The sequence below is a fragment of the Actinoplanes sp. NPDC051513 genome (assembly GCF_044454685.1).
In the GTDB taxonomy this organism is placed as follows: Bacteria; Actinomycetota; Actinomycetes; order Mycobacteriales; family Micromonosporaceae; genus Actinoplanes.
The window spans coordinates 522,421-541,687 of sequence record NZ_JBITDW010000002.1 but is presented as its reverse complement, the minus strand read 5'-3'; the positions used below and the strand labels follow the sequence as shown (position 1 = coordinate 541,687).

Sequence of the window (19,267 nt, the reverse complement as noted above, 5' to 3'; positions counted from 1 at the left end):
GCTGGACGCGCACGGCTCAGCCCCCCGACACGGCGCAGTCGTAGGGCCTGTCCCCCTGGGCGGCGCACCCGGCGGCCACCACCCGCCAGCCGCCCGGGAAGACAGCGAGGAAGACCGTGTCGCCGGTGAGCCGGACCTGCGCCCACTGCCCGTACACGTCGGCCTCGACGACCGTGCCCGGCGCCGGCAGGTTCTCGCCGAGGATCGCCGACGGGCAGTCCGACTCCGAAACCTCCGACGCCGTGTCCGGGGCGAGCACCGCGCACGCCCCGGCGCCGTCACCGGCGGCGACCGCGTCGAGCAGCCGCAACGCCGTCGCGGAGGCCGCCTGCTCGCGCCCGCCGACCGCGCCGCACCCGGCGACGAGAAGCAGGGGCACGAGGAAGATCGCCCGTTTCATGCCGCCGGGGTTCCCGGCCGGGGCTCATTTCAATCATCAGAGCTCCCCGCCGAGCGAGTTGAACAGCCCGTCCGGGGTAAGGCCGAGCTTGTAGAGGACATTGGTGTCGGTGGGGTTGTCGGGGTGTACGCCTGGCGTCGCGCACCGGAATCACCGCCTCGGACCAGGTCTGGCCGGTCGAGGCCGCGGCCCGGGGCGAGTCGGCGCTGGTGCCGCCGGCGGGCGCCACTCCCTGCTCGGCCCGGTGCTGACCATCGCCGGCATGGACGACCTGACCACCATCGAGGTTTAGCATTCGCCACTCCGGGGATCCGTTCTCGCAAGGTCCGTAAGAACGGAGGCGATCATGCCGGCAGGTTCGAGCCCCAAGCGGGAACGGCAGTACGAGCACATCAAGGACAGCGTGGAGTCGCGCGGCGGCTCGAAGAAGCGGGCCAAGGAGATCGCCGCCCGCACGGTGAACAAGGAGCGCGCCCGCGCCGGCGAGTCGAAGACCGCGAGCCGCTCGTCGGTCAAGGACGTGTCGTCCGGCCACCGCGGCGGCAAGCGCTCGCACAGCGGCGCGCAGGGTCGCACCAAGGAGCAGCTCTACAACGAGGCCAAGAAGCGGAACATCGCCGGGCGCTCGTCGATGACCAAGGCGGAGCTGGAGAAGGCCCTGGCCCGCTGATCCCATGGACCGCATCGAGGATCCCTGGGGCGCGCGAACGCCGTACGCCCCGGGCTCGCCATGGCCGGAGCGGGCCGACGAGCACACGGTCGAGGAGCCCGACCGGTGGGTGCCGTCGGCGTCGCTGCTGCACTCCAACGGCGACGCCATCGACATCGGCGTCCGCGGCGGGCGGATGGTCGGGGTCCGCGGCCGGGTGACCGACCGCGTCAATCGCGGCCGTCTGGACCCCAAGGACGTGTACGGGTGGCAGGCGAACCTCAGCTCCGACCGGCTCACCAGGCCGCTGGTGCGGCGGGGTGACCGGTTGGCGGAGACCACCTGGGACGAGGCCATGGGCCGCATCGTGGCCCGCGCGAAGGAGCTGAGCGCCAAGCCCGGCGGGTGGGGTCGTTTCGGCTTCTACACCACCGGGCAGCTGTTCGCCGAGGAGTACTACACGCTCGGCGTGATCGGGAAGGCCGGCCTCGGCACCCCGCACATGGACGGCAACACCCGGCTGTGCACCGCCACTTCGGCCTCCGCGCTCAAGGCCAGCTTCGGCACCGATGGGCAGCCCGCCTCATACACCGACGTGGACCACTGCGACGCGATCGCGCTGTGGGGGCACAACGTGGCCGAGACGCAGGCGGTGCTCTGGATGCGCATGCTCGACCGGCGGCGCGGGCCGAACCCGCCGGCCATGCTCGCGGTCGACCCGCGGCCCACCCCGGTCGCGCGCGAGGCCGACGTGCACCTGCCGATCCGCCCGGGCACCAACCTGGCGCTGATGAACGGCCTGCTGCGGCTGATCCTGCGCCGCGGCTGGGCCGACGACGACTACGTCGCCGCGCACACCCTCGGGCGCGAGGAGCTGGAACGGGTCGTCGACGCGTACCCCTTGGACCGGGTCTCGGAGATCTGCGGCCTGGAGCGGGCCGACGTCGAGCGGGCCGCCGAGCTGCTGGGAACCTCGCGGCGGCTGTTGTCGACCGTGCTGCAGGGCTTCTACCAGTCGCATCAGGCCACGGCGGCGGCGGTCGCGGTCAACAACCTGCACCTGCTGCGCGGCATGATCGGCCGGCCGGGCGCCGGGGTGCTGCAGATGAACGGCCAGCCCACCGCGCAGAACACGCGCGAGACCGGCGCCGACGGCGACCTGCCGGGCTTCCGGAACTGGGACAACCAGGAGCACGTGCGCGAGCTGGCCGAGCTCTGGAACGTCGACATGGGCACGATCCCGCACTGGTCGCCGCCGACGCACGCCATGCAGATCTGGCGCTACGCCGAGCAGGGCTCGATCAAGCTGCTCTGGATCAGCGGCACGAACCCGGCGGTGTCCCTGCCCGACCTGGCCCGCATCCGCCGCATCCTGTCGCAACCGGACCTTTTCGTGGTGACGCAGGACATCTTCCGCACCGAGACCACCGAGTTCGCCGACGTGGTGCTGCCCGCCGCGACCTGGGGCGAGAAGACCGGCACCTTCACCAACGCCGACCGGACCGTCCACCTGTCCGGGAAGGCCGTCGATCCGCCCGGCGAGGCGCGTTCCGACCTGGACATCTTCCTCGACTTCGCGCGCCGGATGGACTTCCGCGACCGCGACGGCGGCCCGCTCATCACCTGGACTGACCCCGAGTCCGCGTACGAGGCCTGGCAGCGCTGCTCGGCGGGGCGGCCGTGCGACTACACCGCCATCGGCTACGAGCGGCTGCGCGCCGAGGGCGGCGTCCAGTGGGGCGGGGAGCGGCTGTACACCGACGGGGTCTTCAACACGGATTCGGACTACTGCGAGACGTACGGGCAGGACCTGACCACCGGCGCCGAGCTCACGGCCGAGAGCCACCGGGCCAAGCGGCCGGACGGTCGCGCGTTCCTGCTCGCGGCACACTTCCGGCCGCCGCCGGAGGAGTACCCGCTGCGGCTGGTGACCGGCCGCAGCATCTACCAGTTCCACACCCGCACCAAGACCGGTCGCGTGCCGGAGCTCGACGCCGCCGCCCCGCAGGTGTGGGTGGAGGTGAACCCGGCGGACGCCAAGGCGCACGGGATCGGGGACGGCGAGAAGGTGCGGGTCGAGTCCGAGCGCGGCGCGATCGAGGCGCCGGTGCGGCTCGCGGACATCCGGCCCGGCACGGTGTTCGTGCCGTTCCACTATGCCGATCAGGCCGCCAACGAGCTCACGCTCACCACCTGGGACCCGGTCTCGAAGCAGCCGATGTTCAAGCTGGCCGCGGTGCGCCTGAGCAGAATCGAGCACTGAGATGCACCTCGCCCACTACCTCGGCCTGCTGCACCGGGCGCAGAACACCCTCGCGGACGCGTTCCGCGAGGTCGCCGCCGCGCACAGCGAGGAGGCCGACGTCGTCAGCATCTGCACCCAGCAGGCGCAGCGCTGCGACGAGCGGGCTTCGGCGTTACGGCCGTTCGCTTCCCGGTACGCCGAGGATGCGCCCGACGAGCCGGAGAGGCTGCACTCCACGCTGTTCCGGGGCGCTCGCAGCGGTGGGCTCGGCCTGCTGCGCGACTTGCAGGACCTCTACCTGATGGCCGCCGAATGCGACATCTGCTGGACGCTCGTGCGGCAGGCGGCACAAGGTCTGCGCGACACCGATCTGGTCGCGGTCGTCGACGAGAGCGCGGCGGACACCTCGGTGCAGCTCGCCTGGCTGCGTACGCGGATGAAGGCGGCCGCGCCGCAGGCGTTGGTGGTCGCCGAGTAAATTTCGCCAGTTAGGACCGCGTTCGGCCGGGTATGCGACGAGCTTCCGCAATTCTTCCAGGGAGCTCGATCATGGATCCGATCAAGGACGCCGTGAAGCCGGCGGCGGCGAAGATCGCGGACGCGGGCGAGTCCGCCGTCCCGGCAAGCCCGGCAGCGGCAAGCCGTCGGTCGAGGAGCCGACCACCCCGCGCGACCCCCTGCCGCCGTCGCCCTCGCCGGCCGACGGCCGCCAGATCGGCATCGTCGCGGGCCCCGGCGCGGACCTCGAGGCGGTGGGCTCGGTGCGGGAGGCGGTCTTCGCGGCCGGCATGGTGCCGCTGGTCATCGCCCCGCACGGCGGCAAGCTGGACGGGCTGGACGTGCAGCGCACGTTCGCGACGGCCCGCTCGGTGGAGTTCGACGCGATCCTGCTGGCCACGGCGCCACCGCCGGCGCCCGACGCGACAGCGGCCCGCGACGAGAAGGCCGGGGCGGCCGGCAACGGAGCCGTCGACCCGAGGGTGCGGCTGCTGGTCGAGGAGGCCTGGCGGCACGGCAAGGCGATCGGCGCCTGGGACAGCGGCGAGGCCGTGCTGGCCCAGGCCGGGGTCGCCGGCACCCCCGGCGTCGTCACCGCCGACGGGGGCGCCGAGGCGTTGGCCGGGGTGCAGGAGCTGCTGCCGGCCCACCGGGTGTGGCAGCGCTTCGCCGCAACGGTCTCCTGACCCACCCGGAGCGGTGGCTCGCGCCACCGCTCCGGTCCCCCCTAGCGGGTGGCACGGTGAGTGATCATGTCCTTGAGGCGGTCCACGAGGCCGACGCCCGGCCCGGCGAGCTTGTGGAACAGCTCGCTGTTGGGCGCGCCCGGATGCGGGCGGGTCGGCGCGAGCTTCTTGGCGGTCTCGACCTTGCCGGCCATCTCGACCAGCTCGTCGCGGGGGATCCGCTGCCGCAACTCGGGGAACTGCTCGGCTTCCTCGTCCTGGATGTGATCGGCGAGCATGGTCTCGAGGCGGCGCAAGGTCTCGTCGAACTCCGGGCCGGAGACGTCGAGGCCCTCCAGGTCCTTCATCGCCTGCTCGAGCTCCTTGTGCTCCTCTATGTCGTGCTCGACGGCCTTCTCGCCGTCCGGCAGGTGCTTGCGCATCGCGGGGTAGACGTACATCTCCTCGGCGACGGCGTGCCGGACGAGCTCGCTGATCGCGGTGTCGGCCAGGTCACGGCGCATCATCGGGTCGCGGATCGCCCAGATCTCGCCGATCAGGGCGGTGACGTCGCGGTGGTCGGCGGTGAGGACGTCGACCACGTCGGGGGCGGTGGTGTCGGCCATGGTTGCTCCTTCTCAGACTTCGGGCCGGGCTTGCTCAGACCAGGTCGGCGGCGCGCTGGGCGGTGGCGAAGGCGTCGCGGCAGGTCTGCTCGTCGCGGTAGATCGGGGGTGACTCGGCGAGGACAGCGCCGCCGGGAGCGGCGAAACGCCACCGGTAGTGGCCGTCGTCGGTGCGCACCACGACCAGCTCGCCGTCGCCGTCGCGGAGATGGCGCATCGCGGTCTGCCAGCCGTGGGTGCGGTCGTCGGTACAGATGCGCGCCAGCAGGTCGGCGCTGGCGGTGGTCCGGCTGATCAGTCGCCAATCGGGGTTCTCGCCGGTCCCGTTCAACACGGCAATCATGAGGCTACGGATGCCCATCGCGAGACGCGTTAATCCTCGTGGAACGGGTACCCGCCGGGCATGCGCATCGGATATTTCCTCTCCTGCGAGGAGTACACCCCGGCCCAGCTGATCGAGCAGGCCCGGCTGGCGCAGGACGCCGGCTTCCAGGGCCTGTGGATCTCCGACCACTACCACCCGTGGAACGACGAGCAGGGGCAGAGCCCGTTCGTGTGGTCCATCATCGGGGCGCTCAGCCAGGTCGTACGCATCCCGGTGACGACGGCCGTGACCTGCCCGATCATGCGGATCCACCCGGCCGTCATCGCGCAGGCCGCGGCCACCAGCGCCGCGCTGCACGACGGCCGGTTCGTGCTCGGCGTCGGCACCGGCGAGGCCCTCAACGAGCACATCCTCGGCGACCGCTGGCCGTTCGCCGAGGAGCGCCTCGAGATGCTCGAGGAGGCAGTCGTCGTGCTGCGGCAGCTGTGGCGGGGCGAGTACGTCACTCACCACGGCCGGCACTACACGGTCGACCAGGCGCGCATCTACACGCTGCCGGCCGAGCCGCCCAGGGTGTATGTGTCGGCGTTCGGTCCGAAGGCGATCGACGTGGCGGCCCGCATCGGCGACGGCTACATCTCCACCTCGCCCGACGCCGACCTCGTGGCCGAGTTCCGCCGGCGCGCCGGCGCCAAGCCGGTGCAGGGCGGCTTCAAGGGGTGCTGGGCGCCGACCGAGGACGAGGGAGTCGAGATCGCGCATCGGCTGTGGGCCAACTCGGGCGTGCCCGGGGAGCTGTCCCAGGTGCTGCCCTCGCCGAAGCACTTCGAGCAGGCCGCGCAGCTGGTCACGCCGGAGATGACCCGCAAGGCGGTGGCGTGCGGGCCCGACCCGGCCGGCCACGCCGAGCAGCTGAAGAAGTACGAGGCCGCCGGCTTCGACGAGGTCTATGTGGCGAACATGGGTCCGAACTACCGCGAGTTCATCGAGCTCTACCGAAGGGAGTTTCTCTGAGGCAACGGTTGCACCAGGGCAACGGTGGGTACGTCCAGGGCGTTGGCACGACGATGTGGAGGCTCTGATGGCTTTCGATGACAAGGTCGACAACAAGGCCGAGGAAGTCGGCGGCAAGGTCAAGGAAGGCGCCGGCAAGGCGACCGACGACGAGCAGCTCGAGGCCGAGGGCAAGGCCGACCAGACCAGCTCCAACCTCAAGCAGGCCGGCGAGAAGGTCAAGGACGCGTTCAAGTCCTGACCTCCGGAACGGAGCCGTACGGCGGGCCACGACGTGATCGTCGTGGCCCGCCGGTTTGTCAGGAGCTGATCGCGTCGACCAGGTCGCCGACCGGGCGGTCCGGCAGCGCACGGGCCACGTCGGCGACCGCGACGACGCCGATCAGGTCGTGGCCGTCGATCACCGGCAGACGGCGGACGCGGTGCTGGGCCATGGTGTTCAGCAGCTCGGACGTGTCGTCGTCGGCGCCGATGGTCACCGGCTTGCCCTGGGCCAGCTCGCCGGCGCGCACGTCGGCGGGGTTGCGGCCCTTCGCGATCGCCTTGATGACGATGTCCCGGTCGGTGATCATGCCCTTGAGGCGGTTGTCCTCGCCGCAGATCGGCAGCGAGCCCACGTTCAGCTCGGCCATCTTGCGAGCGGCGTCGACGAGGGTCTCGTTCTCGCCGACGCAGGTCACGTCCGGTGACATGATCTCGCGTGCGGTGGTCATGGGTGCGCACATCCTTTCGTTCGGGGATATCGGTGGGGTGCCCATCGGGAGAGCACCCAAACGGGGTTCGACCCGGGCGGCACGGGTATGGCAGTCGTATGCGCGTAGTGATCGTCGGAGCGACGGGTAACGCCGGGACCGCCCTGCTGCGCCGCCTGCGGGCGGAGCGGGACGTGGAGATCGTGGGGGTCGCGCGGCGGCGGCCGGAGCCGGTGGGCGTCTACCGGGACGTCGAGTGGCATGCCGCCGACGTCTCCGAAGCAGACCTGCAAGATGTGCTTCGCGGGGCCGACGCCGTGGTGAACCTGGCCTGGCAGATCCAGCCGAGCCACGACCCGCGGCGGCTGTTCCGCACCAACGTGCTCGGCGCCCGCGAGGTGGCCCGGGCCGCTGTGGCCGCGGGGGTGGGTGCGCTGGTGCACGCCTCGTCGGTGGGCGTCTACTCCCCCGGGCCCAAGGACGCGTTCGTCACCGAGGAGCATCCGCGGCGCGGGGTGCTGCCGTCGTCGTACAGCCGGCACAAGGCACTCGTGGAGCGGATGCTCGACGAGGTCGAGGACGACCATCCGACGCTACGGGTGGTGCGGGTACGGCCGGGGCTGATCTTCCAGCGGGAGGCCGGCGCCGAGATCGCCCGCTACTTCGCGGGACCGCTGCTGCCCGCGCGGCTCCTGCGACATGGGCGAATTCCATTGATCCCCGCGCATCGACGGCTGCGGCTGCAGGCAGTGCACGCGGATGACGTGGCCGACGCGTACACGAGGATCGTGCTGTCGGACGTACGGGGCGCCTTCAACCTCGCCGCGGATCCGGTGCTCGACCCGTGGCTCGCCGGGGACGTCTTCCACGGCGTACCCGTGCCGGTGCCGTCGGCGGCACTCGCCGGCGCCGCCTCGCTCACCTGGTTGCTGCGCCTGCAGCCGGTCGATCCCGGCTGGATCCACCTGGCCCTGGACGCGCCGCTGATGTCGCCGGCCCGCGCGGAGCGCGAGCTCGGCTGGCGGCCGGAGCACGACGCCGTGGCCGCCCTGCGTGAGCTCGTCGAGGGGATCGCCGGGCATGCGGGGCGCGCGTCGAGCCCGCCGCTCTCCGCCGACCCGGACCTGCCGGGACGGCCCGGCGGGCTGGCGCACGGCAAGCTACCCGGAACTGGTGACCCATACTGACGACAAGCCGTCCTTCGTGACCGTGCGCGCCTGCCGCTGCTGCGCCATGAGGAGCGCCATCGCCGACAGCAGGTAGACGCCGGAGAGAGCGAGTATGACGACCCGGTTGGCGGCGTCGGAGAGCAGGATGCTGGTCGCGAACTGCACCGCGAACAACGTCAGCAGCGCCGCCGCGCCCCACAGGCTCAGCCGCAAATTCGCCAGCAGGCTCACCGCGAACAGCGACTGAGCGGCCGTGAGCAGCAGCTCGTAGCGCTGGTGCTCGGACAGCGGAAGGCCGTGCAGGCTCGCCGAGGACACCGCGAACACGATCGGGATCGTCCCGACCAGCAGCGTCCACTGGTTCACCTTGCTGGACAGCAGCGTGCCCAGGGCGTGCGAGGCGCGCAGCCGCCACGCGTAGAGGCAGGCGACGATCAGCTCGGGCGCCTCGCTGGCCACCGGCGCGGCCCACTGCACCAGCAGGAACCGGTCGATGTTCAGCTGCTCGCCGCTGTGCACCACCGCGTCGGCGAAATGCTCGGCGGTCAGCACGATGACCGCGGCGGCGGCCAGGAACAGCCCGGCCAGCCACAAGCGGCGGACGCGGCGGTCGTGTTCGGCGATCCACGCGGCGGTCCCGTCCAGGTCGGGCTCCTCGACCGGCGCCTTGGTGAGCCGCCAGGCGTAGAGGCCGAAGATGGCGAGCAGCACGGCCGCGTCGACCAGCGTGAGCGAGGTGCGCAGTGGCAGGGTCAGCGAGTAGAGGGTGGCGGCGGCCAGGAACACCACCTCGATGGACATGGGCCGGTCCAGCTTCACGTGGCCGGGCGCGGGGATGCTCGGCTCGTCGCGGGCCTTCGCGGGCTTTCTCCGCGCGACGAACGCGGCCACCAGCACGACCAGCGGCCAGCCGATGCCGACCAGCACGCGGTTGGCGCCGGTCATGTTGGCCAGGGCCAGCTCGCACGGGTTCTCGCCGTTCGCGGGGGCGCAGTTGGTCTGGCCGGCTCGCACGGTGAAGACGAAGTCGACGGCGTACTCGGGCAGCACGGCGAGGAACGCGAGGAACGCGAGCGCGACGCCGGCGCTGACGTCGACCTCGGCGGCCTCCGCGGCCCAGGAGAGCAGGAACGCGGCCCCGACGATGGCCGCACCGAACAGGCCGGCGGCCAGGAACGGCGGCAGCTCGAAGGTGGGCAGCCCGGTGTAGTCGGCGAGGCCGGCGTAGGCGCCGGGCGCCCCGGCCGCGGCGGCGAGCGGTAGCGGCCAGCGCCGTCGCGTCTTCGGCATGGGCCCCGGCTTACCCGTCACGAAGCCGCGAGGAACGTGCCCGGCGGCATCGATTGCGGCATCGGCCGGACGCGGTCGCGTCGGCATGATTCGGCGCGGGGCGGGCATGCGGGGGTCATGAGAGCTTTGACCTGGCAGGGCACCGGCAAGGTGTCGGTGGAGACCGTGGCGGACCCGAAGATGCAGGAGCCGACCGACGCGATCGTGCGGATCACCTCGACCGCGATCTGCGGGTCGGACCTGCACCTGTACGACGTGCTCGGCATGTACATCGACAAGGGCGACGTGCTCGGGCACGAGCCGATGGGCATCGTCGAGGAGGTCGGCCCCGAGGTTACCCACATCAAGCCCGGCGACCGCGTGGTGATCCCCTTCAACATCTCCTGCGGGCGCTGCTGGATGTGCTCGCGCGGGTACTTCGCCCAGTGCGAGACCACCCAGACACGCGAGCACCACAAGGGCGCGGCGCTGTTCGGCTACACCAAGCTCTACGGACAGGTGCCGGGCGGGCAGGCCGAATATCTGCGGGTGCCGCAGGCCCAGTTCGGGCCGATCAAGGTGCCGGACGGGCATCCGGACGAGCGCTACCTGTTCCTCTCGGACGTGCTCACCACGTCGTGGCAGGCCGCCAAGTACGCCGACATCCAGCCCGGTGACACCGTCTTCGTCACCGGGCTCGGGCCGATCGGGCAGATGAGCGCGCGGATCGCCAAGCATCTTGGCGCTGCCCGGGTCATCGCGAGCGACAGCGTGCCGGAGCGGCTGGCCATGGCGACGCGGCACGGCATCGAGGTCATCGACACCGGTGCGGTGGACGACGTCCCAGCCGCGGTGCTCGACATGACCTCCGGGCGCGGGGCCGACGGGGTCATCGAGGCGGTCGGCATGGAGGCGCACGGCGCGCCGCTGCAGGCCGCGGCGGTGAAGGCGGCCGGCATGCTGCCGGACCCGATCGCGCGCAAGGCGATCGACACCTTCGGCATCGATCGGACGGCCGCGCTGACCGACGCTTTCGGCGCGGTGCGCCGGGCCGGCACGGTGTCGATCATCGGGGTGTACGGCGGGCAGGCCGACCCGTTCCCGATGATGGACCTCTTCGACAAAGGGGTGACGCTGCGGATGGGTCAGGCGCACGTGAAGCGCTGGGTGGACGACATCCTGCCGCTGCTCACCGGCGACGACGACCCGCTCGGCGTGGACGACCTGGTCACCCACCGGATGCCACTCGAAGAGGCGCCGCACGCGTACGAGATCTTCAAGAAGAAGGAGGACGGCTGCATCAAGGTGGTGCTGTCACCGGGCCGGTGAGGCGCAACCGTCAACAGGCTCGGCAGGGCCCCCACGCGGCGGAATGCCCGCTCGCGTGGGTGACGGTGATGGCCGCCGCACGGAAGTCGCTCCGGGCGCCGGGCGTCAGCGCGGCGAGGAAGCCGGCCAGCTCGCCCGTGACGTCGTCGTGGAAGGCGCCCGCCGATCGGCGCCCCTCATCGGTGAGAACCACGTGGAACGCGCGGCGGTCGCCCGGCACCGGCGCGCGCTCGACCAGCCCGCGCTGCGCCGCCCGGTCGACGAGGCCGGTGAGATTGGCCTTGCCCACGCCGAAGATGCGGGCCAGCTCGGCCATGCCGCGCGGCTGGTCGCCCAGGACGCAGAGCAGCCGCGCCTGCACCGGCGTCAGGTCGTGCCGGTCGGCGACGCGCGCGAACGTCTCCTGCACCAGCCCGGAGAGCTGGATCAGGGCCGCGGCGTCGTCGTCGGCGTTCGGGCGGGACATGCCGTCAGACTACCGCCCGGAGACAGTTCATAACATGTACTATCCAGGTGGCGAACCAACTCCGAGGGGTGCGGTCATGAGCGACTGGAACGACAAGGTCATCGAAGAGTTCCGGACCAACGGGGGACGGGTCGGCGGTCCGTTCACCGGCGCGCCGATGGTGCTGCTCCACCATCGGGGGCGCAAGAGCGGGCGCGAGCTGGTCGCCCCGACGATGTATCTGGCGCACGAGGCCGACGACGACGTCGTCTACGTCTTCGCCTCCAAGGGCGGCGCGCCGGTCAACCCCGACTGGTACTACAACCTCACGGCGGCCGGCAAGGGCCGCGTCGAGCGCGGCACCGAGACCTATCCCGTCACCGTGCGGGAGATGACCGGCGACGAGCGCGACAAGCTGTACGACGAGCAGGCCCGCCGTTATCCCGGCTTCGCCGACTACGCGAAGAAGACCGCCGGGATCCGGACGATTCCCGTGCTGGAGCTCACCCGCGCGTAGCCTTCGCGACGATCGCGGCGTAGACGGCGGCGCTCGGCTTCGGGGTGCGGGCGAAGGTCTCGCGGTCGACGGTGTGCAGGCCGAGCTTCGGGCCGTACCCGAAGATCCACTCGTAGTTGTCCATCAGCGTCCAGTGGATGTAGCCGAGCACCGGGACGCCGTCGTCGATCGCCGCCGTGAGGCCGGGCAGCGATTGCTCGATGAACTCGGCCCGCCTGGTGTCGTCCTCGGTGTTGATGCCGTGCTCGCTCACCAGGATCGGGACGCCGGCCACCGCGTGGGCGTAGCGGACGCACTCGCCGAGCGAGCGGGCGTCCACTTCGGACGGCACGATCGGGTCGCTGCCGTCGTAGTACTGCCGCTCGTAGTTCTGCACGCCGAGGAAGTCGTCCTCGCGGGCGAGCTCGAGCCAGCGGCCGTACACCTCGGCCCGCTTGCGGTCGCGCACCGACGGGTCGTCGCCGGTCACCTGGTCGTCGACCATCGCCAGCGAGAAACCGACCGGCAGATCGGGGCGGCGCGCCTTGATGGCCTCGCGGGCGGCGCGATGCCCGGCCGTCATCCCGTCGGCCATGGCGTCGAACTCCTCGGGCACCATGACGTTCGCGAGGCGGTAGCGGGGCACGCCGGCCGCCGCGCTCGCGGCTTCGAGCGTGGCGCGCTCCAGGTCGCGTACGAAATCGGGAATCGCCATCCACGCGAGCAGCCGCGGCAGGTTCGGCTCGTTCAGGGTGAGCCCGACGGCGATCCGGTCGCCGAAGGCGGCCATGACCCGGTCGCAGTACCGGGCGAAAAGCCCGGGCGACGAAGGGTCGAGCCACGCTCCCCGCGCCGCGAACCAGTGCGGCGATGTCATGTGGTTGAACGTCACGATCGGCGCCAGCCCTCGCTCGAGGCACCGGTCGGCGACCGCCTCGTAGTGCGCGAGCGCTCCCGCGTCGAACTCCCCCTCGCGCGGCTCGACCCGCGCCCATTCCACCGAGAACCGGTACGCCGTGAGCCCCATTCCGGCGACGAGATCGACGTCCTCGCGCCACCGGGCGTACCCGTCGCAGGCTTTGCCGGAAGGCTCGCGGAACGCGGTGGGCTGCACGTTCTCGGCGAACCAGGTGTCGCTGGCGGCGTTGTCGCCCTCGAACTGGTGACCGGCGGTGGCTACGCCCCAGAGGAAGCTCGTCATCGGCGCATCGCACCAGCAAGGGGATGGCTGGTCAAGAGTGGGGTATATCTGCGTCATGACCCGTCGCTTCGTCGTGCAGCGCCACCGGGCGCGCCGGCTGCACTACGATTTCCGCCTCGAGGTCGACGGCGTCCTGGCGAGCTGGGCGGTGCCGAAGGGCCCGACCCTCGACCCGAAGGTGCGCCGGGCGGCCTTCCACGTCGAGGACCACCAGCTCGACTACGCCGATTTCGAGGGTGTGCACCCGGCCGGGCAGTACGGCGCCGGCGACGTGATCGTCTGGGACAACGGGACCTGGGAGCCAAAGGACACCGGCGATCCGGGCGCGTCGCTCGCTGCCGGCGAGCTTCATTTCGATCTGTACGGCGAGAAACTGCGCGGCCGTTTCGTGCTGATCCGCACCCGTCCCGCCACCGACGAGTGGCTGCTGCTGCACAAGCGCGACGAGTACGCGGTCGACGGCTGGGACCCGGAGGACCATCCGCGCTCGGTCCTCACCGGCCGCACCAACGACGAGGTGAAGGCCTCTCAGTAGTGGAGGAGGGCGTCATGGCACGACCGATCTGGACCGGGGCGATCACGTTCGGGCTGGTGTCGGTGCCGGTCCGGCTGTACTCGGCCACCCACGAGCACGAGGTGTCGTTCCACCAGTTCGAGCGGGACACCACCGACCGGATCCGGTATCGGCGGGTCAACGAGCGGACCGGCAAGGAGGTCGACTACGACGACATCGTGAAGGGCGCCGAGGTCGGCGGCGGGAAGTACGTGATGCTGGAGACCGACGAGCTCGACGCGGTGGCGCCGGGGCGGTCGCGCAGCCTCGAGATCGACCGGTTCGTCGACGTCGACGAGATCGACCCGATCTACTACCAGAAGACGTACTACCTCGGGCCGGGCGGCGAGGAGACGGCCAAGGTGTACGGGCTGCTGCGCGACGCGATGACCGACGCCGGCCGGGCCGCGATCGGGACGCTGGTGATGCGGGGCAAGGAGTACCTGGCGGCGATCCGGGCCGACGGCGACCTGATGGTGCTGCAGACGATGTTCTTCGCCGACGAGGTGCGCGACCCCAAGGACGAGATCGAGGGGCTGCCGCGCAAGGGCGCCGCCAAGAAGAACGAGCTGAGCATGGCGCAGCAGCTCATGGAGTCGATGGCCGGCAAGTGGCGGCCGAAGGACTTCCGGGACACCTACACCGACCGGGTCCAGAAGCTGATCAAGCAGAAGGGCGCGGGCAAGGAGGTCACGGTGGCCGAGCCGGCGCCGGAGCCGACCAACGCCACCGACCTGTTCGAGGTGCTCAAGAAGAGCGTCGAGAACGCGCAGAAGCGTCGCGGGAAGGCAGCGTCCGCGCCCGCGAAGAAGCCGGCGAAGAAGAAGGCGTCCTAGTCGCGGCGGGGTGCCACCAGGGCGCTGAGGCCCACGCTGAACAGCCGCTGGTCGACCTCGTTGAGCGCGAGCCGCAGCGCGCCCAGCGCCACGCTGTCGGCGCCGAGCGTCGAGGCCCGCACCTCGGGCACGCGCAGGCAGAGCTTCTCGAGCTCGCGGCGCAGCGGCTCGAGCACGAGGTCGGCCGAGCGGGAGAAGCCGCCGCCGAAGACCACGACCTGCGGGTCGAGCGCGAGCACGAGCGCAGCCGTGCCGACCGCCAGGTCTTTCACGTAGCGGTTGACGGCCGAGCGGGCGTCGCGGTTGCCGTCGCGGGCGGCGTTGAAGACCCACGCCGCGGCGTCGTCGGGGCTGACCGTGGCGGGCACGCCGGGGCAGTTCTGCAGGTGTGCGGGCGCCGCGAGCCGGCGCACGGCCTTGAGCGCGCCGATTTCGCCGGCCGCTCCCCCCGAAGCCGCGCCGCAGGATGCCGTCGATGATCAGGCCCGCGCCCATGCGCATGCCGGCCAGCAGGAAGACGATGTCGTTGGCGTCGCGCGCCGTCCCCTGCCAGCGCTCGGCCAGCGCGAGGTCGACTTCGCTCCCGCCGTGGCCACCGACGGTCAGCTGTATCCGATCTCGTGATGCTGGCGGCCATCCGGCGCCGTCGCATCCGTCCTCGTCGCGTGCCTGGCCCGGGCTCATCGTGCGCTGGACACCCGGGACCTGGACGCGGTGGAGAACGAGCTACCTCAGGCGCTCGATGTCTGCCGCCGACTGCGCACCTACGCGACCGTGAATCCGTACCAGCCTCGCACGACGTGCCCATCGCGGGAGGCGACCCGGTAGGCGACCGTGTAGGCGCCGCTCGCCAGCTTCCGTGCGATGGTGACGGCGCCGGTCGCGCCCGCGACGGCCGGTGCGCTCGTGGGCACCCGCCGCCGGGCCGCGTCGGCGAGCACGATGACGGTGCCGGCCGGGCTCAGCCGCTGGAGGAACCGCAGCGTCACCTGTTTCGGGGACGCGCTCAGGTGAGCGTTCGCGGCCGGGGACGAGTCGACGAGCGAGTTGTGGGCCCAGGCCGGCGTGCCCGGCAACAGAACGACGAGAGCGGCAGCGGCGGCGGCGAGACTGCGAAGCATGGTTCCCCCTTATGAGGATTTGTCGGACAAGGGGTAGTCGCTCCGCGGGGTGATCTGGTTCCCCGCTGATTCGACATCCGCGGAACTGACCCGGTCGCGCGGGCGACCAACCGCCATGACCGCGATCCCCGAGGTGACATCCCCGCCGGCCACCCCCGCCCGGCGCCCCCGCACTAGGCGTCCTCGGTGGGCACCTTGCCCTTGACCTCGTCGTAGACGACCTTCGTGGGGGTTTCGGCGGGCGCGTAGATCACGCGGATCACGCCCGTCGGGAAGGCCTCGGTGGCGGTCACCGTCAGGTGGTAGGGGGCGTCGCCCTCGTCGAACAACCGGCGGCCCTTGCGCGCCGCCACCGGATGCACCAGCAGCCGCAGCTCGTCGACCAGCCCGGCGGCGAGCAGCTGCTGCACCACCGAGATCGAGCCGGGAATCAGGATCCCCTTGACGCCCGCATCCGCCTTCAGCGCGGCGACCGCCTCGACCAGGTCACCGCTCACCAGCTCGGAGTTCCGCCACGAGAAGGAAAGAGGCTGCCGGGAAACAACAATTTTCCGTACGTCGCCGAGCTGTTTCGCGAAAGTCGCGTCCTCCCCGCCGGCCGCCTCGCGATCGGGCCACGCCCCGGCGAAGCTGTCGTAGGTCACGCGTCCGATGAGCAGCACGTCGGAGGTGTCGTAGTCCTCCCCGACGGCCCGGCCCATGTTGTCGTCGAAGTAGGGAAAGTGCCAGTCGGGGTCGATCTCGGCCACCCCGTCGGCGGAGATGAACAGCGTAGAGATGACCTTCGCCATGATGTCGTCCTTTCGATCCGTTATCGGTGAGGTAGACCGGAGCCACCGCCGAAATTCATCGGTCCCGGCGGCGAGCTCAGCTCTTCAAATATATGAAAGTCGATATGAATTGTGGCGGACAATCGTCCGGGGAACGGACCTCAGAAGGCCGGAATCTCACTTTGTGGACGCGATTGCCAGCGGGCCCAATCCTGCTCGATTGCGGCGGCGGCCTCGAGCAGGTAGGGCAGGTACTCCTCGGTGAGTGTACGGATCTCGGTCTCGCCGGCGTTGACCGTCACGTTCATGGCCGCCCGCACCTCGCCCGAGCCGTCGCGCACCGGCACCGCGATCGACCGCACCCCCGGCGCCAGCTCGTTGTCGGCGATCGCCCAGCCCTGCGCGTGCACCTCGCAGAGCAGGTCGTGCAGCTGCCCGGCGGCCGGCGGCGTGACCCACGGCCGCACCCCGGAACGGCTCGGGACCGCGAGCGTCTCGGCGGCCCGGTCGAGCGGCATCGCGGCCAGCAGAACCTTGCCCTGCGACGTGACGGCGGCCGGGAGTCGGGTGCCGATCTCGACGCGCAACGCGATGATTTTCGGAACCGCGACCCGCGCCGTGTAGAGAATGTCCGAGCCGTCGAGCTCGGTCATCGAGGACGATTCGCCGGTGCGGGCCACCAGGGTCTCCAGATGCGGGCGGGCGAGATCCCACAGGCTCTGTGCGCCGATGTACGCCATGCCGAGGTCGAGCACCCGCGGGGTCAGCTCGAACCCGCCCCCGGCCGGCCGCACGTAGCCGAGCTCGCGCAGGGTCAGCAGGAACCGCCGCGCCGTCGGCCGGGTCAGGCCGCTGGCCGCCGCGACCTGACTCAGTGTCGGGCGCGGGCAGCCGGCGTTGAACACGCGCAGCACGTCGAGGCCCCGCGCCAGGGCCTCGATGAAGTCGGGGCCTTCGCCGCGATCGGGCATGGCTCCCCCATGTGGTCAGTCGAACCGTTCGTCCGTCCAGCGAACATTAGTCCGCCCAGTGAAGCAAATGTTTCCAGTTGAAGTCTTGACGGCTCTCGCGGGTCGGCGCATTGTGAGTTCACTCCGGTCCGCCTAGCGGACGGACGTCCGACTCCCGACCCCACACCATCGGCCCGACGTCGCGGCAACCCCCGCCCGGCGCCGGTCGATGGCGCACGCCCGGATGCGCCCGCCCCCGCCTCCGAGCCGACCACTCCCCCAATTCTCTGCGCTCAAAAAGCAGAAGAGGTGTCGAAACATGACCACCGACAGCACCAACGAGGGCATCTCCCGCCGCACCGTCCTGCGCAGCGGCGCCGTCGCCGGGGCGGCGGCCGCCGCCGCGGCGGTCACCGGGGGCGCGCCCGCCCTCGCTCACCAGGACTTCAAGGACGGCACGCTCAACGCCGACCTGGTCCTGTACAACGGCCGCATCCACACGATGGACCGCCGCAACCGGATCGCCTCGGTCGTGGCGGTCAAGGACGGCCGGATCGTCTACGTCGGCACCGACGAGCGGACCGCCAAGCGGGCCTTCGACGGCAACCCGCGGACGATCAACCTGCGCGGCCGCACCGTGATCCCGGGGCTGATCGACTGCCACAACCACATCGTCCTGATGGGAAACCGGCCCGGCTACCACACGCCGCTGGAGAACGCCTACTCCGTCGGCGACGTGCAGAACACCTTCCGGGACCGGGCGAAGAAGGTGCCGGCCGGCAAGTTCATCACCACCATCGGCGGGTTCCATTTCAACCAGTTCAAGGAAGTCCGGCTGCCCACCCTGGCCGAGCTCGACAACGCGCTGCCGCACCACCCCGCGTACATCAGCATCGGTTTCACCGGCCCCAGCGTGACCAACAGCCTCGGCAAGAAGTTCTTCGAGGCGGCCGAGATCCCGGTGACCGTCGGCGCGGACGGCACGATCGCCGGCGGCGCCGAGACCGGCAAGGCCACCCTCGCGCTGCGCCGCACCCTGACCTTCGACGACCGGGTGCGCAGCACGCTCGACGCGATGGCCTATGCGACCGAGATGGGCATCACCACCCACCTCGACCAGGGCGCCTTCCAGGCCACCAACACCCCCTCGGACGGCGCCGCGCACGAGGACAACTACGCGATGCACCTGCCCTTCCTGAAGGTGTACGACGAGGGCCGCGGCATCGTCCGGCTGCGCATCAACTTCCTGCACCAGGACACCGACACCAACGTCACCACCCTGACCGACCGGATCCAGAACGCCTTCAAGTTCTTCGGCAACGACATGGTGCGCACCGGCGCGATCGGCGAGTTCATCGCGGCCAGCTACTTCGGCGGCCCGGTGTTCCTGGAAGCCGCCCGCAAGACCGCGAAGGCGGGCTGGCGGGTCGAGGTGCACTCCCTCTCCGGCTCCGACTTCCAGACCCAGATCCAGGCGTTCGAGACGGTCCACGCCGAGATCGGCATCGAGGACCTGCGCTGGGTGGTCGCGCACGTCCCGCAGATCACGCCGGAATACGTCAACCGGCTCAAGGCGATCGGCGGCGGCGTCAACCTGACCGGCTGGCAGTACCTGGCCGGGAACGGACCGCAGTCCGGTCCGCCGTTCCGCATGATCGTCGACAACGGGATCCCGGCCGGCATGAGCTCGGACGGCATGCAGATCGCGCCGATGAACCCGTGGATCCACGCCTACTACGCGACCACGGGCAGGAACGCCCGCGGCGTGCAGATCAACCCGAACCAGCAGATCACCCGGCAGGAGCTGCTGACCCTCTACACGCGGGCCAACCAGTGGTTCCTGGGCGGCGAGGACGAGCAGCTGCTCGGCTCGCTCGAGGTCGGCCGGCTCGGCGACCTCGCGGTGCTCAACGACGACTACTTCACCGTCCCGGCCGAGGGCCTCAAGAAGATCCGCTCCGTGCTGACCGTCGTCGGCGGAGCGGTGGTCCACGACTCGGGCGACTGCCGTTAA

23 protein-coding genes and 1 pseudogene are annotated in these 19,267 nt (G+C 70.9%); 13 read left to right on the top strand and 11 right to left on the bottom strand.

All coding sequences use genetic code 11. The annotated features are described in order from the left end of the window. Positions 1-16: 16 nt before the first annotated feature. The gene (locus ACIA5D_RS07750; RefSeq protein ID WP_396029070.1) at positions 17-400 is read right to left on the bottom strand and encodes a hypothetical protein; all 384 of its coding nucleotides are present in this window, start codon (positions 398-400) and stop codon (positions 17-19) included. Positions 401-746: 346 nt separating this feature from the next. Here ACIA5D_RS07750 and ACIA5D_RS07745 point away from each other — a divergent pair, with 346 nt between their 5' ends. From ACIA5D_RS07745 to ACIA5D_RS07730, 4 genes and pseudogenes are all read left to right on the top strand, one after another. Next, positions 747-1,070 carry a plasmid stabilization protein gene (locus ACIA5D_RS07745; RefSeq protein ID WP_396029069.1) on the top strand — a complete coding sequence of 108 codons (324 nt, stop codon included), beginning with the start codon at positions 747-749 and terminating at the stop codon, positions 1,068-1,070. 4 nt (positions 1,071-1,074) lie between these two features. Further along, the gene (locus ACIA5D_RS07740; protein WP_396029068.1) at positions 1,075-3,312 is read left to right on the top strand and encodes a molybdopterin oxidoreductase family protein; all 2,238 of its coding nucleotides are present in this window, start codon (positions 1,075-1,077) and stop codon (positions 3,310-3,312) included. Position 3,313: 1 nt separating this feature from the next. Further along, positions 3,314-3,772: a hypothetical protein gene (locus tag ACIA5D_RS07735; RefSeq protein ID WP_396029067.1), complete on the top strand. Its 459-nt coding sequence runs from the start codon at positions 3,314-3,316 to the stop codon at positions 3,770-3,772. Positions 3,773-3,923: 151 nt separating this feature from the next. Further along, positions 3,924-4,478: pseudogene (locus ACIA5D_RS07730) on the top strand (catalase HPII); the annotation flags it as partial. A 41-nt stretch (positions 4,479-4,519) separates the two neighbouring features. Here the strand turns inward: ACIA5D_RS07730 and ACIA5D_RS07725 are convergent. Beyond that, on the bottom strand, positions 4,520-5,083 hold the full coding sequence (locus tag ACIA5D_RS07725; protein ID WP_396029066.1) for a hemerythrin domain-containing protein: 564 nt from the start codon (positions 5,081-5,083) through the stop codon (positions 4,520-4,522). Positions 5,084-5,117: 34 nt separating this feature from the next. Continuing rightward, positions 5,118-5,426: a hypothetical protein gene (locus ACIA5D_RS07720; RefSeq protein ID WP_396029065.1), complete on the bottom strand. Its 309-nt coding sequence runs from the start codon at positions 5,424-5,426 to the stop codon at positions 5,118-5,120. Between the two features lie 60 nt (positions 5,427-5,486). Here ACIA5D_RS07720 and ACIA5D_RS07715 point away from each other — a divergent pair, with 60 nt between their 5' ends. Then, positions 5,487-6,422 carry a TIGR03557 family F420-dependent LLM class oxidoreductase gene (locus ACIA5D_RS07715; protein WP_396029064.1) on the top strand — a complete coding sequence of 312 codons (936 nt, stop codon included), beginning with the start codon at positions 5,487-5,489 and terminating at the stop codon, positions 6,420-6,422. A gap of 67 nt (positions 6,423-6,489) precedes the next feature. Next, positions 6,490-6,663 carry a CsbD family protein gene (locus tag ACIA5D_RS07710; RefSeq protein WP_396029063.1) on the top strand — a complete coding sequence of 58 codons (174 nt, stop codon included), beginning with the start codon at positions 6,490-6,492 and terminating at the stop codon, positions 6,661-6,663. Between the two features lie 58 nt (positions 6,664-6,721). On the opposite strand, the gene ACIA5D_RS07705 is transcribed toward ACIA5D_RS07710, so the two are convergent. Then, the gene (locus tag ACIA5D_RS07705; RefSeq protein ID WP_396029062.1) at positions 6,722-7,135 is read right to left on the bottom strand and encodes a CBS domain-containing protein; all 414 of its coding nucleotides are present in this window, start codon (positions 7,133-7,135) and stop codon (positions 6,722-6,724) included. A 98-nt stretch (positions 7,136-7,233) separates the two neighbouring features. On the opposite strand from ACIA5D_RS07705, the gene ACIA5D_RS07700 reads away from it, so the two are divergent. Continuing rightward, positions 7,234-8,301 carry an NAD-dependent epimerase/dehydratase family protein gene (locus ACIA5D_RS07700; RefSeq protein ID WP_396029061.1) on the top strand — a complete coding sequence of 356 codons (1,068 nt, stop codon included), beginning with the start codon at positions 7,234-7,236 and terminating at the stop codon, positions 8,299-8,301. Here the strand turns inward: ACIA5D_RS07700 and ACIA5D_RS07695 are convergent. Further along, positions 8,275-9,573, bottom strand: a complete 1,299-nt coding sequence (locus ACIA5D_RS07695) for a sodium:proton exchanger (protein ID WP_396029060.1) — start codon at positions 9,571-9,573, stop codon at positions 8,275-8,277. The two genes, ACIA5D_RS07700 and ACIA5D_RS07695, sit on opposite strands and share 27 nt — an antisense overlap. A gap of 117 nt (positions 9,574-9,690) precedes the next feature. Between ACIA5D_RS07695 and ACIA5D_RS07690 the strand changes: the two genes are divergently transcribed. Further along, entirely contained in the window at positions 9,691-10,881 is a 1,191-nt protein-coding gene (locus ACIA5D_RS07690; protein ID WP_396029059.1) for a zinc-dependent alcohol dehydrogenase, read from the top strand. 10 nt (positions 10,882-10,891) lie between these two features. Here ACIA5D_RS07690 and ACIA5D_RS07685 read toward each other — a convergent pair whose 3' ends face one another. Next, entirely contained in the window at positions 10,892-11,347 is a 456-nt protein-coding gene (locus tag ACIA5D_RS07685) for a MarR family winged helix-turn-helix transcriptional regulator (protein ID WP_396029058.1), read from the bottom strand. Positions 11,348-11,423: 76 nt separating this feature from the next. On the opposite strand from ACIA5D_RS07685, the gene ACIA5D_RS07680 reads away from it, so the two are divergent. Further along, the gene (locus tag ACIA5D_RS07680; protein ID WP_396029057.1) at positions 11,424-11,843 is read left to right on the top strand and encodes a nitroreductase family deazaflavin-dependent oxidoreductase; all 420 of its coding nucleotides are present in this window, start codon (positions 11,424-11,426) and stop codon (positions 11,841-11,843) included. On the opposite strand, the gene ACIA5D_RS07675 is transcribed toward ACIA5D_RS07680, so the two are convergent. Then, positions 11,830-13,023, bottom strand: coding sequence for a family 1 glycosylhydrolase (locus tag ACIA5D_RS07675; RefSeq protein WP_396029056.1), 1,194 nt, complete (start codon positions 13,021-13,023; stop codon positions 11,830-11,832). The genes ACIA5D_RS07680 and ACIA5D_RS07675 overlap by 14 nt on opposite strands. Positions 13,024-13,078: 55 nt before the next feature. On the opposite strand from ACIA5D_RS07675, the gene ACIA5D_RS07670 reads away from it, so the two are divergent. Together ACIA5D_RS07670 and ACIA5D_RS07665 are read left to right on the top strand one after the other, a co-directional pair. Then, positions 13,079-13,558, top strand: coding sequence for a DNA polymerase ligase N-terminal domain-containing protein (locus tag ACIA5D_RS07670; protein WP_396029055.1), 480 nt, complete (start codon positions 13,079-13,081; stop codon positions 13,556-13,558). 14 nt (positions 13,559-13,572) lie between these two features. Further along, complete coding sequence (locus ACIA5D_RS07665; RefSeq protein ID WP_396029054.1) at positions 13,573-14,412, top strand: Ku protein; 840 nt, start codon at positions 13,573-13,575, stop codon at positions 14,410-14,412. Here the strand turns inward: ACIA5D_RS07665 and ACIA5D_RS07660 are convergent. Further along, the gene (locus tag ACIA5D_RS07660; protein WP_396029053.1) at positions 14,409-14,825 is read right to left on the bottom strand and encodes an ROK family protein; all 417 of its coding nucleotides are present in this window, start codon (positions 14,823-14,825) and stop codon (positions 14,409-14,411) included. The genes ACIA5D_RS07665 and ACIA5D_RS07660 overlap by 4 nt on opposite strands. Before the next feature lie 4 nt (positions 14,826-14,829). Between ACIA5D_RS07660 and ACIA5D_RS07655 the strand changes: the two genes are divergently transcribed. Continuing rightward, the gene (locus ACIA5D_RS07655; protein ID WP_396029052.1) at positions 14,830-15,036 is read left to right on the top strand and encodes a hypothetical protein; all 207 of its coding nucleotides are present in this window, start codon (positions 14,830-14,832) and stop codon (positions 15,034-15,036) included. Between the two features lie 140 nt (positions 15,037-15,176). Here ACIA5D_RS07655 and ACIA5D_RS07650 read toward each other — a convergent pair whose 3' ends face one another. The 3 genes from ACIA5D_RS07650 to ACIA5D_RS07640 form a co-directional block, all read right to left on the bottom strand. Next, positions 15,177-15,533: a copper resistance protein CopC gene (locus ACIA5D_RS07650; RefSeq protein ID WP_396029051.1), complete on the bottom strand. Its 357-nt coding sequence runs from the start codon at positions 15,531-15,533 to the stop codon at positions 15,177-15,179. A gap of 173 nt (positions 15,534-15,706) precedes the next feature. Continuing rightward, positions 15,707-16,324, bottom strand: coding sequence for a dihydrofolate reductase family protein (locus ACIA5D_RS07645; protein WP_396029050.1), 618 nt, complete (start codon positions 16,322-16,324; stop codon positions 15,707-15,709). 140 nt (positions 16,325-16,464) lie between these two features. Next, entirely contained in the window at positions 16,465-17,274 is an 810-nt protein-coding gene (locus tag ACIA5D_RS07640; protein WP_396029049.1) for an IclR family transcriptional regulator C-terminal domain-containing protein, read from the bottom strand. A 298-nt stretch (positions 17,275-17,572) separates the two neighbouring features. Here ACIA5D_RS07640 and ACIA5D_RS07635 point away from each other — a divergent pair, with 298 nt between their 5' ends. Further along, on the top strand, positions 17,573-19,267 hold the full coding sequence (locus ACIA5D_RS07635; RefSeq protein ID WP_396029048.1) for an amidohydrolase: 1,695 nt from the start codon (positions 17,573-17,575) through the stop codon (positions 19,265-19,267).

Excerpts from the sequence above, each read along its gene's own strand:
- ACIA5D_RS07750 (WP_396029070.1), bottom strand. The coding sequence starts at position 400 with ATGAAACGGGCGATCTTCCTCGTGCCCCTGCTTCTCGTCGCCGGGTGC.
- ACIA5D_RS07745 (WP_396029069.1), top strand. The coding sequence starts at position 747 with ATGCCGGCAGGTTCGAGCCCCAAGCGGGAACGGCAGTACGAGCACATC.
- ACIA5D_RS07740 (WP_396029068.1), top strand. The coding sequence starts at position 1,075 with ATGGACCGCATCGAGGATCCCTGGGGCGCGCGAACGCCGTACGCCCCG.
- ACIA5D_RS07735 (WP_396029067.1), top strand. The coding sequence starts at position 3,314 with ATGCACCTCGCCCACTACCTCGGCCTGCTGCACCGGGCGCAGAACACC.
- ACIA5D_RS07725 (WP_396029066.1), bottom strand. The coding sequence starts at position 5,083 with ATGGCCGACACCACCGCCCCCGACGTGGTCGACGTCCTCACCGCCGAC.
- ACIA5D_RS07720 (WP_396029065.1), bottom strand. The coding sequence starts at position 5,426 with ATGATTGCCGTGTTGAACGGGACCGGCGAGAACCCCGATTGGCGACTG.
- ACIA5D_RS07715 (WP_396029064.1), top strand. The coding sequence starts at position 5,487 with ATGCGCATCGGATATTTCCTCTCCTGCGAGGAGTACACCCCGGCCCAG.
- ACIA5D_RS07710 (WP_396029063.1), top strand. The coding sequence starts at position 6,490 with ATGGCTTTCGATGACAAGGTCGACAACAAGGCCGAGGAAGTCGGCGGC.
- ACIA5D_RS07705 (WP_396029062.1), bottom strand. The coding sequence starts at position 7,135 with ATGACCACCGCACGCGAGATCATGTCACCGGACGTGACCTGCGTCGGC.
- ACIA5D_RS07700 (WP_396029061.1), top strand. The coding sequence starts at position 7,234 with ATGCGCGTAGTGATCGTCGGAGCGACGGGTAACGCCGGGACCGCCCTG.
- ACIA5D_RS07695 (WP_396029060.1), bottom strand. The coding sequence starts at position 9,573 with ATGCCGAAGACGCGACGGCGCTGGCCGCTACCGCTCGCCGCCGCGGCC.
- ACIA5D_RS07690 (WP_396029059.1), top strand. The coding sequence starts at position 9,691 with ATGAGAGCTTTGACCTGGCAGGGCACCGGCAAGGTGTCGGTGGAGACC.
- ACIA5D_RS07685 (WP_396029058.1), bottom strand. The coding sequence starts at position 11,347 with ATGTCCCGCCCGAACGCCGACGACGACGCCGCGGCCCTGATCCAGCTC.
- ACIA5D_RS07680 (WP_396029057.1), top strand. The coding sequence starts at position 11,424 with ATGAGCGACTGGAACGACAAGGTCATCGAAGAGTTCCGGACCAACGGG.
- ACIA5D_RS07675 (WP_396029056.1), bottom strand. The coding sequence starts at position 13,023 with ATGACGAGCTTCCTCTGGGGCGTAGCCACCGCCGGTCACCAGTTCGAG.
- ACIA5D_RS07670 (WP_396029055.1), top strand. The coding sequence starts at position 13,079 with ATGACCCGTCGCTTCGTCGTGCAGCGCCACCGGGCGCGCCGGCTGCAC.
- ACIA5D_RS07665 (WP_396029054.1), top strand. The coding sequence starts at position 13,573 with ATGGCACGACCGATCTGGACCGGGGCGATCACGTTCGGGCTGGTGTCG.
- ACIA5D_RS07650 (WP_396029051.1), bottom strand. The coding sequence starts at position 15,533 with ATGCTTCGCAGTCTCGCCGCCGCCGCTGCCGCTCTCGTCGTTCTGTTG.
- ACIA5D_RS07645 (WP_396029050.1), bottom strand. The coding sequence starts at position 16,324 with ATGGCGAAGGTCATCTCTACGCTGTTCATCTCCGCCGACGGGGTGGCC.
- ACIA5D_RS07640 (WP_396029049.1), bottom strand. The coding sequence starts at position 17,274 with ATGCCCGATCGCGGCGAAGGCCCCGACTTCATCGAGGCCCTGGCGCGG.
- ACIA5D_RS07635 (WP_396029048.1), top strand. The coding sequence starts at position 17,573 with ATGACCACCGACAGCACCAACGAGGGCATCTCCCGCCGCACCGTCCTG.